Here is a 13347-nt window from a genome sequence, read left to right as displayed (position 1 = left end):
GGAGTAAGCGCTGTCATAAGGAGGAGTCGGAAGCGTGAAATGGAATGCGCATGATGCGGATGTTTATCTGAATGCAAAAGAATATATCGATACAGCCGTGATCCCGCTGATTTCGGTTCAGTTGGGGGATCAATTCAAATCGGCCGTATCAAAAGGGGAATTTACGTCTATACTGGCAGAGGAGCTGGAGAGGCAGCTGAAGGGCCGCGTCTACCTGTTTCCGCCCTATACATATTTGCACGCTGATGAGAAAAGCGCCGAGGATCTTGCTGATCTGGAGGAAATGGCAGCTCGGCATTTCCGGCACATCGTGTTTTTGACGACGGACGAGCGCTGGAAGCAAGTGCTTGGAAATGAGCAGAAACTGCTTTGGATTCCGGCGATTCCTCTCGAACATATGAAAGATTCATTAAAGCAAAAGCTTTTGGAAGACCAAATTGAGCAAATATTGAACATTTTGTTACAAAATTGGAACTCTTAATAAAAACACTTACATTTCCTTTGGATAATGATTTTGGCAATGTTGACCTTCCTAAAATATTGATATATTATGAGGGTGTCCTAGTTCATGAATTTTTTTCTATTTCAGTTATATTGTAGCTGGGGACTTGAGGGGGGATATGAAGATGAGCGAAAAAAGACATCGGGTATCCAGACGTCAATTTTTGAACTACACGCTGACCGGAGTCGGCGGTTTTATGGCGGCCGGAATGCTCATGCCTATGGTTCGCTTCGCGCTCGATCCGGTTTTAAGACCGACTGAGGAACAGGACATGGTTCAGGTTGTCAGCGTTGATGAACTGACAAATGAACCGCAGCGCTTCGACTTTAAAATCAAGCAAGTCGACGCCTGGTACGAGTCTGAAGAATCGAGGTCTGCGTGGGTTTTCAAAAATGGGGAAGAAATTGTAGCTTTATCACCGGTTTGTAAACATTTGGGGTGCACGGTCAACTGGAACAGCGATCCTAAAAATCCGAACAAGTTCTTTTGTCCGTGCCATTACGGGCTTTATGAAAAGGATGGTACCAACGTACCCGGAACTCCGCCTCTGGCTCCGCTAGACCGCTATGAGCAAGAGGTTAAAGACGGCTTTCTTTACTTAGGAAAAGCCAAGCCGAGGAAGGAAGGGTGATCATGCTAAACAAAATTTATGACTGGGTTGATGAAAGACTGGATATCACGCCGCTTTGGCGGGATATTGCCGATCATGAAGTTCCTGAACATGTCAATCCCGCTCACCATTTTTCCGCCTTTGTATACTGCTTCGGGGGACTGACGTTTTTCGTAACGGTGATTCAGGTTCTTTCCGGCATGTTTTTGACGATGTACTATGTTCCCGACATTAAAAACGCCTGGGAATCGGTTTATTACCTGCAAAATGAAGTGGCATTCGGGCAGATCGTAAGAGGGATGCATCATTGGGGGGCAAGCTTGGTCATCGTGATGATGTTTCTTCATACGCTGAGGGTTTTCTTCCAGGGGGCTTATAAAAAGCCGAGGGAGCTGAACTGGATCGTCGGCGTGCTGATCTTCTTTGTCATGCTCGGGTTAGGATTTACAGGCTACCTTCTGCCTTGGGATATGAAAGCTCTGTTTGCGACGAAAGTCGGTTTGCAGATTGCTGAAGCGACACCGCTGATCGGGTCGCAAATCAAAACACTGCTTGCCGGTCATCCTGATATTGTCGGCGCTCAGACGTTGGCGCGCTTTTTCGCCATACACGTCTTTTTCCTGCCAGCCGCTCTGTTCGCCCTTATGGCAGCACACTTTATCATGATTCGGAAGCAAGGCATTTCAGGGCCGCTTTAAGCAAATGACTCAAAAGAAGGAGGGGATGGCATGAAAAGGGGAAAAGGAATGAAATTTGTCGGAGATTCGAGGATTCCGGCGGAAAGAAAACCGAATATTCCAAAAGATTATTCCGAGTTTCCGGGAAAAACGGAAGCGTTCTGGCCGAACTTTCTGCTTAAAGAATGGCTTGTCGGCGCGGTTTTTCTCATCGGTTTTCTTGTGCTGACAGTCGTTCACGAACCTCCGCTCGAGCGGATGGCGGATCCGACGGATACCGGCTACATACCTTTGCCAGACTGGTATTTTCTATTTCTGTACCAATTGCTCAAGTATGAATATGCTGCCGGACCGTATACGGTGGTCGGCGCCATTGTCATTCCGGCGATTGCATTCGGGGCGCTCCTGTTGGCCCCGTTTCTCGACAGGGGCCCAGAGAGAAGGCCTTATAAACGCCCGGTTGCCGTAGGGCTAATGCTTTTAGCGCTGGCGGCGACGGTTTTCTTAACATGGCAGTCGGTTGCCACCCACGATTGGGCCGCCGCTGAAGAGCAGGGGAAAATCAAAGAGGAAGCCGATATTGATACGAGTGCAGCAGGCTACAAGCTTTACCAGGAGCAGGGCTGTATCTCATGCCACGGAGATAATATGCAGGGAGGGGCCGCCGGACCGTCTCTCGTCGATAACGGATTGTCTCCTGAAGAAATTGCGAAAATCGCCAAAGAAGGAAAGGGACAAATGCCAGCCGGCGTCTTTAAAGGATCAGATAAAGAACTGAAAGAACTGTCTAAGTTCATCTCTGAAACAACAGCCAAGTAAAAAGTGTTGTCAAGATGATAAAGGCAGGCTATACTCTTGATAGAGCTGAAGCTGACGCTTGGTCAGCCTCTCAAGGCTGTCGACGATGTCGATGGCCTCTTTCATGTTTGGACATCTGAATGTATAGGGCCGTTTGCGAGCCAAAAAAGGTTCTGTCGCGTCCGATATTTTCCAGACATATCCCTGAGGAAGTGACCCGTGCCGTATTTTTTGATTTAAAGAGACTGTGAGTTGATTCGTTTGAAATTGATATCTTACATACTTGGGCAAAAGCCGATGACGATCATGCTTTTGATCATTAATTTTTTGGGAACGGTGTACGGCTATTATTGGTATCTTCCCCAGCTGACGAATACACCTGCAAAATTTTTGATCTTTGTCCCTGACAGCCCGACAGCCACCCTGTTTTTTTTATTTGTCCTAATCGGCCTTTTATTGAAGAGCAACGCTTCTCTCTTTGAAGCGCTTGCGCTTGTGACGCTCGTCAAATACGGCCTCTGGGCCGTTGTCATGAATATCCTCGTGCTTGTGACGACCGGAAGCCTGCATTGGACGGGATATATGCTGATTGCATCCCATTTTGCCATGGCAGTGCAAGGTGTTCTGTATGCACCATATTACCGGTTCAAAGGATGGCATTTGGCGCTTGCGGCAGTTTGGACGCTGCACAATGACATCATTGATTATGTGTTTGGAATGATGCCCAATTATTCGATGCTTGATCAATACATGCCGCAAATCGGCTATTTTACATTTTGGCTCAGCATTGCTTCGATCGGCTTGGCCTATTACCTTGTCCTGTCCAAAAAAGCATTCAAACTGTAAAGGTTTGCTCAACAATCTTGGTCTAACCTTGTCCCTCTCTTCATACGATTTAATAGAAGGAGTGGGAGGGACCGTGAATGATACGAAAGGTGATCCTTTGCATGCTGCTTGCGCTTGTTGTTCCTGCGAACGGTTTAAAAGCGGAAGATTCATCCGCTTTAGAGGAGCTGACCGAACTGTCTGATACGGTATTCCAATTAACAAGACAGGCTCAGTATGAGGAGGCAGTTCAGATTCTTCAATATTTTGAAAAGCGGCTGAAAACCGCAAAGAGAGACGGGGCTGAAGATGTGATGACAGGTTCCGAGATCCGCCAGGTTAACCTGGCATACCACGATCTGCTGAAAAGCCTGGAAAACGAAGGAATGGCGAAAAATGACAAGTTCAAAACCGCTGCCCAGTTTAGAATGCTGATGGATGCCATCGAATCCGATCATGATCCGCTTTGGGGTTCATTAAAAAAACCGATCATGGATTCATTCAGGGCGCTAAAAGCCGGTATTCAGAAAGAAGACAGCCTGACGTTTCGGGAAAAGTGGAATCATTTTTTATCATTGTATGAAACGATTTATCCGAGCTTAACGATTGATATCTCGCCGAAGCAGTTAAAGAATGTATCCAACCATATTGAAGTTGTCGATCACGGCGATTTTCAGCAGATGACGGAAAGCAGCAAGCTTGAGCGTTTGACGATGCTGGAAAAAGACTTGGAAGATGTCTTTAATCAGGTGGAGGAAGATGACGCAGACCCTTCCTTGTTGTGGGTCATTTTGACAACCGGAAGCATCATTTTATCCACCCTGACATATGTGGGGTTCAGAAAGTATAAAGCAGAAGGGGACAAGCGCAAAAAAAGAGAAAAAGATTGGCCGAAATAAGAAGCTCCTATCATCTGAGAGCTTCTTTTTTGCTTTTTGAGGGTCAGGTGATGGGGTTTTTGTTTTCATCCAATGTAAAACCTTCCCCGAGTACATCATGAACATCGCTTACAGCGACAAATGCATGCGGATCTATGGAAGTAATCACATTTTTCAACAGGAACACTTCGTTTTTCGGGACGACGCAGTATAATACATCCCGCTCTGTTTTCGTATAAGAACCTTGGCCTTTTAAAACGGTGACACCTCTTTCCATTTCTTCAATGATTTTTTGCTGAATCTGATCGTTCTTTTCAGAAATGATGGTGGCACCTTTTGCCGCGTATCCGCCTTCCTGCATAAAATCAATCACTTTGGAAGCGACAAATACGGCGACAAGCGTGTACATGGCTTCCTTATAGGAAAGGTAAAAAATCAGCGACAGCGTGATGACACAGGCATCAAAAACAAACATCGCTTTTCCCATCGGGACTTGAAAATACTTGTTGATGAGCCGTACGATAATATCGACGCCGCCTGTCGTTCCCCCGTATTTAAAAATAATCCCCAACCCTGTTCCGATAAAAACTCCGGCAAAAAGTGCGGCCAGCGCAAGGTCATGCTGAAGGGGCATATGGATCTGATAACGCTGGAAAATCCACAAAAACACGGACAAGCCGACTGTCCCGAGAATGGTGTAGGAAAAAACCGTTCGCCCAAGAAGCTTCCAGCCGATAATAAAAACCGGAATGTTTAATACCAGGTTGGAAATGGAAGGATCAATATGAAACAAAAAGTAAAGCAGCAGAGTGATTCCGGTAAAACCGCCCTCCGAAAGGTTGTTCTGCATGTTAAAATGCACGAGTCCAAAAGAAAACACTGCGGCACCTGCCAATATAAACAAGACGTTTTTCATTCTGATATTTCCGAGCATAAAAAAACCCCTTTCCTTCCATAAGCTGGCGTTAATATTATAGTTTATCCCACTTAAAACAGCAAACCCGTTTTAAACATTTGTCAAACTTGTTTGAATTCGCTAACATGTAAGAGATGACAGGAGGTTTTACCGAATGGCGAAGGAAAAAACGATGAAAGAGATACAGCGTGAGGTTGATGAATATATCGGCCAATTTAAAGAGGGCTACTTCAGTCCGCTTGCGATGATGGCCAGGCTGACAGAAGAACTCGGAGAACTGGCGAGGGAAGTCAACCATCATTACGGAGAAAAGCCAAAGAAAAAAACAGAAGCTGAAAAGAAAATTGACGAAGAAATAGGAGACGTTCTGTTTGTTTTGGTTTGTCTGGCCAATTCGCTTCATATATCATTGGATGAAGCGCATGATATGGTCATGGAGAAATTCAACACCCGTGACAAAGACCGCTGGACAAGAAAAGAAGAAGGAAAGTAGAGGAGATTCATATGTCAAAGGAAACAATCAAAATCGTCATAGCAGGACCGCGAGGAAGAATGGGAAGCGAAGCGGTTAAGCTTGTAGAAGACACCCCTCATTTTGAGCTGCGAGGTGCAATAGACCGTACATACAATCGGGAGAAGCTGGCAGATGTGATGCCTTGCCGGTCAGAGGCCGTCATATATACAGACATATACGAATGTTTTTCAGAAACAGCTCCGGATGTGCTGATCGATTTAACAACGCCGGAAATCGGCAAGGTCCATACCAAAATCGCCTTGGAGCACGGCGTCCGTCCTGTCGTGGGAACGACCGGATTTTCTGAAAGCGACCTGAATGAGCTGATGGAGCTGACGGATGAGAAAGGGATCGGTGCGATCATTGCGCCCAACTTTGCGCTCGGGGCCGTCCTGATGATGAAGTTTTCACAGATGGCCGCCAGCTATTTTTCCGATGTTGAAATCATCGAGCAGCACCATGATCAAAAGCTCGATGCGCCAAGCGGAACAGCTTTGAAAACAGCGGAAATGATTTCGGCAGTCCGCGAAGCGAAACAGCAGGGCCATCCTGATGAACAAGAAATTTTGCCGGGCGCAAGAGGTGCAGAGCAAAACGGAATCCGCCTCCACAGCGTCCGTTTGCCGGGACTGATCGCCCACCAGGAAGTGCTGTTCGGCGGAGACGGCCAAACTCTTAAAATCCGCCATGATTCATATAACCGCGCATCCTTTATGTCCGGGGTGAAATTGGCTGTTGAACAAGTCATGAAAATCGATCAGCTTGTCTACGGCCTGGAAAATATTATAGAGTAACAAAAAGGGGGAAATCGCTTTGAAAATCGCTTTAATTGCCCATGACCGCAAAAAACAGGATATGATTCAACTGACAACCGCTTACAAACACATCCTAAAAAAACATGAACTGTTTGCAACGGGAACAACCGGTTTGAAAATCACGGAAGCGACAGGACTGCCCATCGAGAGATTTCAATCAGGACCGCTTGGCGGAGATCAGCAGATTGGCGCGATGATCGCAAAGAATGACATCGATCTCGTTATTTTTTTGCGGGACCCGCTGACTGCCCAGCCGCATGAACCTGATGTGTCGGCATTAATCCGTTTATCCGATGTATATGCGATCCCGCTTGCAACCAATATGGGAACGGCGGAAATTTTGATCCGGTCTGTTGAAGAAGGTGCGCTTGATTTTCGAAAGCTTGTTCATGGCGTGGATCAGGATGCTTGATATACTGGCTTTTGGCGCACATAGCGACGATGTGGAAATCGGCATGGGAGGAACCATTGCCAAATATACTAAAAAAGGTTATCGAATCGGCATCTGCGATTTAACCCGGGCTGAATTGTCTTCAAACGGTACTGTCGATACGAGAAAAAGCGAAGCGGCACTGGCGGCTGACATTTTGGGCGCCAGTCCGCGGATTTCCCTCGCACTTCCTGACAGAGGGCTGTTCCTCAGCCAGGAAGCAATCAGGGAAGCAGTCTCCGTCATTCGGAAGTATAAGCCCAAGATCGTCTTTGTTCCTTATCAAAAAGACCGGCATCCTGACCATGGGCATGCGGCAGACATCGTCGAAGAAGCGGTTTTTTCCGCCGGAATACATAAATATGAAGATCAAAACAAACAGCCGGCGCACAAAGTGCAGAATATTTACTACTATATGATCAACGGTTTTCATAAACCTGAATTTGTCATCGATATTTCCGAGACGATCAATGTGAAAATCGAAAGCCTCAAGGCGTACAAGAGCCAGTTCAGCCGATTGCAGCAATCAGTGGAAACACCGTTGACAAACGGCTATATTGAAACGGTTGAGGCCAGGGAGAAGCTGTTGGGCAAAGAAGCCGGCGTCCAATATGCGGAAGGATTCTTTTCCAAGGGAACGCTTTTGTTAAACAATGATTTATTTGGGGGCTGATGATGAAAAAACTAAAAATCGGAATCACGTGTTATCCGAGCGTCGGCGGATCAGGCATCATCGCGACAGAACTCGGCAAGCTGCTGGCGGAAAAAGGACATGAAATCCATTTTATTACATCCAGCATTCCGCACAGGCTCAATAAAGTGTATTCCAATATCTATTTTCATGAAGTCGAAGTCAATCAATATGCCGTGTTTAAGTACCCGCCGTATGATTTGGCTTTGGCCAGCAAAATGGCGGAAGTGGCAAAACGTGAACAGCTTGATGTTCTGCATGCCCATTACGCGGTGCCTCACGCGATTTCCGCTTTCCTGGCAAAACAAATGCTTGACGGAAATATCAAAACGGTTACGACTTTGCACGGCACAGATATTACCGTTCTCGGATACGACCCGTCTTTAAAGGATCTGATCAAATTTGCGATCGAATCCTCCGACCGCGTAACGGCGGTCTCATCGGCTCTCGCGGCCCAGACGTATGATTTAATCAAGCCGGACAAAAAAATCGAAACCATCTACAACTTTGTCGATGAACGCGTTTATGTCAAACAGGACCGTCATTCTTTAAAAGAGCAGTACGGGATTTCCCCTGAGGAAAAAGTGGTCATCCATGTTTCGAATTTCAGACAGGTCAAGCGCGTTCAGGATGTCATCCATGTGTTCAGCCGTATTGTCAAACACTTGCAAGCGAAGCTGCTTCTTGTCGGTGATGGACCTGAAATGACGGTCATCTGTCAGCTCGTCCGGCAGCTCGGTTTAAAAGACGATGTCCTTTTTCTCGGGAAACAGGACAGTCTTGAAGAGCTTTACGCGATCAGCGATTTAAAGCTGCTTCTCTCTGAAAAGGAAAGCTTCGGTCTTGTCCTGCTCGAAGCGATGGCTTGCGGTGTTCCTTGTATCGGCACAAATATCGGAGGCATCCCGGAAGTAATTAAAGACGGAACCTCCGGTTATTTGGTGAATGTCGGAGATGTTGATGATGCGGCTGAAAAGGCGGTTCGACTTTTAACAGATGACGGTCTGCATCATCGTTTTGCACAAGCAGCGCTGAAAAACATTAAGGAGCGTTTTTCTTCCGGCAGCATCATCAGCCAGTATGAGGATATTTATCAACAATTGATAGAGGAGGAGTCGGATAATGGAGGATCTCTTTCGAAAAGCTCTTCCTCTCCTTCATGAGCTGGAAAAGCACGGCTGGCAGGCATATTTTGTCGGCGGAGCGGTGAGGGACACGCATATGAACCGGTCCGTCGGCGATGTGGATATCGCAACAGACGCACCTCCGGAAGAAATTGAAAACATTTTTCCGAAAACGATTGATGTCGGCAAAGAACACGGGACGATCATTGTGCTGATGGATGGTGAGTCTTATGAAGTGACAACATTTCGCGCTGAGCTTGAATATGAGGATTTCAGAAGGCCGAGCGGCGTTAAGTTCATCAAATCGCTGAAGGAAGATTTGAAGCGGCGCGATTTGACGATCAATGCGATGGCCATGGATGCTGAAGGACGGCTGATCGATTATTTCGGCGGCCTTCACGATATCAAGGAAAAGCTGATTCAAACCGTTGGCGACCCGGCGGAGCGCTTTCATGAAGATGCGCTCCGCATGCTGCGGGCGCTTCGTTTTATGAGCCAGCTTGAATTTAGGCTTTCGCCGAACACAAAACAGGCGATTTTTGAAAACAGCGGGCTTTTGGCGCATATTTCCACAGAACGGAAAACGGCTGAATTTGAAAAGCTTTTAAAAGGAAAAGCGGCTGGACAGGCGCTAAAAGCGGCAGCTGAAACAGGCCTTTTCAGAGAACTCCCGGGACTGGACGGTAAAAAAGAAGACATCCAGGCTGCCGGCCGTTTTCCTTTTTTCAAACTTGAAAGAAGAGCGGACATCTGGGCGGCCTTCGTGATTCTAATGTCAATCGATCCTGCCGATGCACACGGCTTTTTAAAAGAGTGGAAGCTGCCCGGCAAAGTCATCAAACAAGCGGTGCAGACCGCGGCCCGGATCGGGCAGAAGTGGGATGTGGCCTCCATGTATGAAGCGGGGGAAGAGACGCTGATTTCCGCCTTGACGATTCAAATGCTGAATGAGTGCCGTGAAGTCGATCAGCGCCGTTTAGCTGAAGTGAGGCAGGCGTACGAGGCGCTTCCGATCAAAAGTCTGAAAGATTTGGCCGTAACCGGCGGGGATCTCGTCAACTTCAGGAAAAAAGCGCCTGGAAAATGGGTATCTGAAGATTTAAAACGAATTGAGCAGGCCGTACTGCACGGGAAACTTGCCAATCGAAAAAAAGCCATAGAGGAGTGGCTAAAAGGATGCAATCAAACTTAAGGAAAAAACTGATTCAATTGTTTACAGAAGCTGACGGTGAATTTATTTCGGGCCAGAAAATCAGCGAGGAGCTCGGCTGTTCCAGAACGGCGGTCTGGAAGCATATCGAGGACTTAAGAAAATCGGGTTACGAGCTGGAAGCCGTCCGAAAGCTCGGCTACAAAATGAAAAAAAAGCCTGATAAAATCAGCGAAAACGAAATCAGACTCGGCTTAAAAACGGAAAAAATGGGACAAACCATTTATTTTCAAGACGTCGTGGCTTCAACTCAAAAAATCGCTCATGAACTGGCGAACAACGGTGCCGCGGAAGGAACGATCGTCGTCGCCGACAAGCAGACCGAAGGAAGGGGAAGAATGGCGAGAGGCTGGCATTCTCCTAAAGGGAACGGCGTTTGGATGAGCATCATCCTCAGGCCGGAAATCCCTGTGCAAAAAACGCCGCAGCTGACCCTTTTGGCCGCAGTCGCCCTTGTTCAGGCGATCGAAGAAGCAACCGGCATCAGCGCGGAAATCAAATGGCCGAACGATATTTTAATCGGCGGCAAAAAAGCGGTCGGAATTCTGACTGAGCTTCAGGCCGAGGCCGACCAGGTTCATTCCGTCATTGTCGGAACGGGGATCAATGTCAATCAGCTGAGAGACGATTTCCCGGAAGAATTGCAGGAGACGGCCACAAGCCTCCGGCTTTCAGGCGGCAAAAAGGTCGACAGGGCGGCCTTGATTCAGACGATTCTTTTAACATTTGAAAAACGGTACAGAGACTATCTTACCCACGGTTTTCAGCCGATCAAGCTGTTGTGGGAAAGCTACGCTCTATCATTGCACCGCGAATTGACGGCGAGGACGCTGAATGGAACGTTTCACGGCAAAGCGCTCGGCATAGACGATGAGGGTGTTCTGCTTCTGGAAACAAGTAAAGGCATACAAAAAATATACTCCGCCGATATCGAAATCAGTCCTTCTTAGTTGGAAGAAACGGCTGGTTTTTGGTATACTTCGGTTGGGCAGTATCCTTGGGGAACTGCACCTTTTAGGAAATATTGCGGAATAAAAAAGTCTGCCTTGATCCAAAAAAGGACTGGGACAGAGGGATGATTCTTGCCGATCGCGGAGTCAAAAAATCCTTCTTTTAGCGGAAGGTTTTTTTACTGTCCGAAAAAACGGCAGCTCATCTCCTCTGAATGAAGAGGAGGAGAAACATGAAGACAAAACTTGATTTTTTAAAAATGAAACAGCACGGGGAGCCAATCGTCATGCTGACGGCTTATGACTGTCCGGCGGCGAAACTTGCCGAACAAGCCGGAGTGGACATGATCCTTGTCGGCGATTCTCTTGGAATGGTCGTTCTCGGTCTTGATTCGACTGTCTATGTCACTGTCGAGGACATGATTCATCACACAAAGGCCGTCAAACGCGGGGCAAAGGATACATTCATCGTCACGGATATGCCTTTTATGTCCTACCACTGCTCACAGGAAAGTGCACTGAAAAACGCGATGAAAATCGTGCAGGAAAGCGGTGCCGATGCCTTGAAGCTTGAAGGCGGTGACGGTGTGTTTGACACGATTGCGGCTTTGACTAGGGGCGGAATCCCGGTGGTCGGCCATTTGGGCCTGACACCTCAATCCGTCGGCGTTCTCGGAGGCTATAAAGTCCAGGGGAAAGACGAAGAAAGCGCTCGGAAACTAATAGATGACAGCCGGCGCTGTGAAGAAGCAGGAGCGATTGCACTCGTTCTTGAGTGCGTCCCGGCGGCGCTTGCCGAACGGATCGCAAAAGAGCTCACCATTCCGGTCATCGGCATTGGAGCCGGCGCAGGTACGGACGGACAGGTTCTCGTCTACCATGATGTGCTCGGACACGGAGTCAGCCGGACGCCTAAATTTGTAAAACAGTATGCGCAAATCGATCAGCCGATTGAAGCAGCGCTTACCGGTTATGTTAAAGATGTGAGAAACCGCTTTTTTCCCGAAGACGCGCATTCCTTCCGCATCGACCATGAAGTGCTGGAAGGATTATACGGAGGCAAATCATCATGATTGAAATCCACCGCGCAAAAGATATACAAAACTTGACAACATCATACCGGAAAGAAGGAAAAACAATCGGCTTTGTGCCGACAATGGGATTTCTTCATGAAGGCCACATGTCGCTTGTGAAAGAAGCGCGAAAACACAATGACATCGTGGTCATGAGCATTTTCGTCAATCCTCTGCAATTCGGCCCGGGTGAAGATTTTGAAGCTTATCCAAGAGATATTGAAAGAGACAGGAAGCTGGCCAAAGCAGGCGGAGTGGATATATTGTTCACGCCAAGCGCGGCGGATATCTATCCACAGGAATCAACCGTCATCGTCAATGTGAAAAAAAGAACGGATGTCCTTTGCGGACGGTCAAGGGAAGGGCATTTCGACGGTGTTGCAACCGTCTTGACGAAGCTGTTCAACCTCACGGCTCCGACAAGGGTTTATTTTGGAATGAAGGATGCTCAACAGGTGGCAGTTGTTGACGGATTGATCACTGATTTCTTTATGGATATTGAGCTCGTTCCGGTTGAAACGATGCGTGAGGAAGACGGGCTTGCCAAAAGCTCCCGCAATGTCAATCTGAATGCGGATGAACGAAAGGAAGCGCCCGCTCTTTATGAAGCGCTCAAGCGCGGAGCCCGGCTGATTCGGGAAGGGGAACGGGACCCGGAGGCCGTTAAGAAAGAGGTCCGCCTTCATATAGAAAAAACAAGCGGTGTCATCGATTATGCAGATGTTTATTCCTATCCCGATCTGGAAAAACGGGAAACACTGGCTGGAAAAATCATCATAGCGGTTGCCGTTCAATTTTCAAAGGCCCGCTTAATTGATAATATCATCGTCGATATCCCGTTGGATCGAAAGGAGGATTGATCATGTACCGAACGTTAATGAGCGGCAAGCTGCACAGAGCGCGAGTAACGGAAGCCAATTTAAATTATGTCGGCAGCATAACGATCGATGAAGATTTATTGGATGCTGTCGGAATGATGGCAAATGAAAAAGTGCAAATTGTAAATAATAATAACGGAGCCCGGCTGGAAACATATATTATTCCCGGTGAAAGGGGAAGCGGCGTCATTTGCTTAAATGGCGCGGCAGCTCGTCTCGTACAGGTCGGAGATGTCGTCATTATTGTCTCCTATGCAATGATGTCTGAAGAAGAGGCAAAGACCCACAAGCCGAAAGTAGCCGTTTTGAACGAAAAGAACGAAATCGAGCAAATCCTGGGTCAAGAGCCGGCCCGCACCATTCTGTAGCCCCCTTTGCCTTAGGGGGCTTTCATGTGGATAGATCATCGGTCAGTCCGCCTTTTTTTACTGAGCGGCTCCCGCATCTTTCCAAAAC

The 13347-nt window shown here is 47.5% G+C and carries 17 protein-coding genes; 16 read left to right on the top strand and 1 reads right to left on the bottom strand.

What is annotated here, in order from left to right; genetic code table 11:
* The first annotated feature begins 34 nt into the window (after window positions 1-34).
* From ACINLD_RS06930 to ypjB, 6 genes are all read left to right on the top strand, one after another.
* The gene (locus ACINLD_RS06930; protein ID WP_026587604.1) at window positions 35-481 is read left to right on the top strand and encodes a YpiF family protein; all 447 of its coding nucleotides are present in this window, start codon (window positions 35-37) and stop codon (window positions 479-481) included.
* Window positions 482-626: 145 nt separating this feature from the next.
* The gene (locus tag ACINLD_RS06925) at window positions 627-1133 is read left to right on the top strand and encodes a ubiquinol-cytochrome c reductase iron-sulfur subunit (RefSeq protein ID WP_026587603.1); all 507 of its coding nucleotides are present in this window, start codon (window positions 627-629) and stop codon (window positions 1131-1133) included.
* Between the two features lie 2 nt (window positions 1134-1135).
* The gene (gene qcrB, locus ACINLD_RS06920; RefSeq protein ID WP_026587602.1) at window positions 1136-1810 is read left to right on the top strand and encodes a menaquinol-cytochrome c reductase cytochrome b subunit; all 675 of its coding nucleotides are present in this window, start codon (window positions 1136-1138) and stop codon (window positions 1808-1810) included.
* Between the two features lie 30 nt (window positions 1811-1840).
* Complete coding sequence (locus ACINLD_RS06915) at window positions 1841-2608, top strand: menaquinol-cytochrome c reductase cytochrome b/c subunit (RefSeq protein WP_026587601.1); 768 nt, start codon at window positions 1841-1843, stop codon at window positions 2606-2608.
* A 276-nt stretch (window positions 2609-2884) separates the two neighbouring features.
* The gene (locus ACINLD_RS06910) at window positions 2885-3433 is read left to right on the top strand and encodes a DUF1405 domain-containing protein (protein ID WP_163170580.1); all 549 of its coding nucleotides are present in this window, start codon (window positions 2885-2887) and stop codon (window positions 3431-3433) included.
* A gap of 77 nt (window positions 3434-3510) precedes the next feature.
* Window positions 3511-4311 (top strand): sporulation protein YpjB, encoded by an 801-nt coding sequence (gene ypjB, locus ACINLD_RS06905; RefSeq protein ID WP_026587599.1) that lies wholly within the window; start codon window positions 3511-3513, stop codon window positions 4309-4311.
* A gap of 43 nt (window positions 4312-4354) precedes the next feature.
* On the opposite strand, the gene ACINLD_RS06900 is transcribed toward ypjB, so the two are convergent.
* Window positions 4355-5224: a YitT family protein gene (locus ACINLD_RS06900; protein WP_026587598.1), complete on the bottom strand. Its 870-nt coding sequence runs from the start codon at window positions 5222-5224 to the stop codon at window positions 4355-4357.
* Window positions 5225-5360: 136 nt separating this feature from the next.
* On the opposite strand from ACINLD_RS06900, the gene ACINLD_RS06895 reads away from it, so the two are divergent.
* The 10 genes from ACINLD_RS06895 (at window position 5361) to panD (ending at window position 13259) form a co-directional block, all read left to right on the top strand.
* On the top strand, window positions 5361-5699 hold the full coding sequence (locus ACINLD_RS06895) for a nucleotide pyrophosphohydrolase (protein ID WP_026587597.1): 339 nt from the start codon (window positions 5361-5363) through the stop codon (window positions 5697-5699).
* Window positions 5700-5710: 11 nt separating this feature from the next.
* Window positions 5711-6514 carry a 4-hydroxy-tetrahydrodipicolinate reductase gene (gene dapB / locus ACINLD_RS06890; protein ID WP_026587596.1) on the top strand — a complete coding sequence of 268 codons (804 nt, stop codon included), beginning with the start codon at window positions 5711-5713 and terminating at the stop codon, window positions 6512-6514.
* A 19-nt stretch (window positions 6515-6533) separates the two neighbouring features.
* Window positions 6534-6947 (top strand): methylglyoxal synthase, encoded by a 414-nt coding sequence (gene mgsA, locus ACINLD_RS06885; protein WP_026587595.1) that lies wholly within the window; start codon window positions 6534-6536, stop codon window positions 6945-6947.
* Window positions 6940-7638, top strand: a complete 699-nt coding sequence (gene bshB1, locus ACINLD_RS06880; protein ID WP_026587594.1) for a bacillithiol biosynthesis deacetylase BshB1 — start codon at window positions 6940-6942, stop codon at window positions 7636-7638. Before mgsA ends, bshB1 begins: the two co-directional genes overlap by 8 nt.
* 2 nt (window positions 7639-7640) lie before the next feature.
* On the top strand, window positions 7641-8819 hold the full coding sequence (gene bshA / locus ACINLD_RS06875) for an N-acetyl-alpha-D-glucosaminyl L-malate synthase BshA (protein ID WP_026587593.1): 1179 nt from the start codon (window positions 7641-7643) through the stop codon (window positions 8817-8819).
* Window positions 8779-9972 carry a CCA tRNA nucleotidyltransferase gene (locus ACINLD_RS06870; RefSeq protein ID WP_077736581.1) on the top strand — a complete coding sequence of 398 codons (1194 nt, stop codon included), beginning with the start codon at window positions 8779-8781 and terminating at the stop codon, window positions 9970-9972. Before bshA ends, ACINLD_RS06870 begins: the two co-directional genes overlap by 41 nt.
* Window positions 9957-10940, top strand: coding sequence for a biotin--[acetyl-CoA-carboxylase] ligase (locus tag ACINLD_RS06865; RefSeq protein WP_077736582.1), 984 nt, complete (start codon window positions 9957-9959; stop codon window positions 10938-10940). The genes ACINLD_RS06870 and ACINLD_RS06865 overlap by 16 nt, the downstream gene beginning before the upstream one ends.
* A 233-nt stretch (window positions 10941-11173) precedes the next feature.
* Window positions 11174-12013, top strand: a complete 840-nt coding sequence (gene panB, locus ACINLD_RS06860; RefSeq protein WP_026587590.1) for a 3-methyl-2-oxobutanoate hydroxymethyltransferase — start codon at window positions 11174-11176, stop codon at window positions 12011-12013.
* On the top strand, window positions 12010-12873 hold the full coding sequence (gene panC / locus ACINLD_RS06855) for a pantoate--beta-alanine ligase (RefSeq protein ID WP_026587589.1): 864 nt from the start codon (window positions 12010-12012) through the stop codon (window positions 12871-12873). Before panB ends, panC begins: the two co-directional genes overlap by 4 nt.
* Before the next feature lie 2 nt (window positions 12874-12875).
* Complete coding sequence (gene panD / locus ACINLD_RS06850) at window positions 12876-13259, top strand: aspartate 1-decarboxylase (protein WP_026587588.1); 384 nt, start codon at window positions 12876-12878, stop codon at window positions 13257-13259.
* Window positions 13260-13347 lie beyond the last annotated feature (88 nt).

Origin of the sequence: Bacillus sp. z60-11 (assembly GCF_046464135.1) — a bacterium.
In the GTDB taxonomy this organism is placed as follows: Bacteria; Bacillota; Bacilli; order Bacillales; family Bacillaceae; genus Bacillus; species Bacillus sonorensis_A.
Note: the sequence above shows the minus strand (reverse complement) of the source record. Positions and strands in the feature narration are given on the sequence as shown.

What these genes read in the sequence shown, in the direction of transcription:
- qcrB (WP_026587602.1), top strand. Translation starts at nt 1,136, where the DNA reads ATGCTAAACAAAATTTATGACTGGGTTGATGAAAGACTGGATATCACG.
- panD (WP_026587588.1), top strand. Translation starts at nt 12,876, where the DNA reads ATGTACCGAACGTTAATGAGCGGCAAGCTGCACAGAGCGCGAGTAACG.
- ACINLD_RS06910 (WP_163170580.1), top strand. Translation starts at nt 2,885, where the DNA reads ATGACGATCATGCTTTTGATCATTAATTTTTTGGGAACGGTGTACGGC.
- ACINLD_RS06865 (WP_077736582.1), top strand. Translation starts at nt 9,957, where the DNA reads ATGCAATCAAACTTAAGGAAAAAACTGATTCAATTGTTTACAGAAGCT.
- ypjB (WP_026587599.1), top strand. Translation starts at nt 3,511, where the DNA reads ATGATACGAAAGGTGATCCTTTGCATGCTGCTTGCGCTTGTTGTTCCT.
- dapB (WP_026587596.1), top strand. Translation starts at nt 5,711, where the DNA reads ATGTCAAAGGAAACAATCAAAATCGTCATAGCAGGACCGCGAGGAAGA.
- ACINLD_RS06870 (WP_077736581.1), top strand. Translation starts at nt 8,779, where the DNA reads ATGGAGGATCTCTTTCGAAAAGCTCTTCCTCTCCTTCATGAGCTGGAA.
- panC (WP_026587589.1), top strand. Translation starts at nt 12,010, where the DNA reads ATGATTGAAATCCACCGCGCAAAAGATATACAAAACTTGACAACATCA.
- bshA (WP_026587593.1), top strand. Translation starts at nt 7,641, where the DNA reads ATGAAAAAACTAAAAATCGGAATCACGTGTTATCCGAGCGTCGGCGGA.
- ACINLD_RS06925 (WP_026587603.1), top strand. Translation starts at nt 627, where the DNA reads ATGAGCGAAAAAAGACATCGGGTATCCAGACGTCAATTTTTGAACTAC.
- ACINLD_RS06900 (WP_026587598.1), bottom strand. Translation starts at nt 5,224, where the DNA reads ATGCTCGGAAATATCAGAATGAAAAACGTCTTGTTTATATTGGCAGGT.
- ACINLD_RS06895 (WP_026587597.1), top strand. Translation starts at nt 5,361, where the DNA reads ATGGCGAAGGAAAAAACGATGAAAGAGATACAGCGTGAGGTTGATGAA.
- ACINLD_RS06915 (WP_026587601.1), top strand. Translation starts at nt 1,841, where the DNA reads ATGAAAAGGGGAAAAGGAATGAAATTTGTCGGAGATTCGAGGATTCCG.
- bshB1 (WP_026587594.1), top strand. Translation starts at nt 6,940, where the DNA reads ATGCTTGATATACTGGCTTTTGGCGCACATAGCGACGATGTGGAAATC.
- panB (WP_026587590.1), top strand. Translation starts at nt 11,174, where the DNA reads ATGAAGACAAAACTTGATTTTTTAAAAATGAAACAGCACGGGGAGCCA.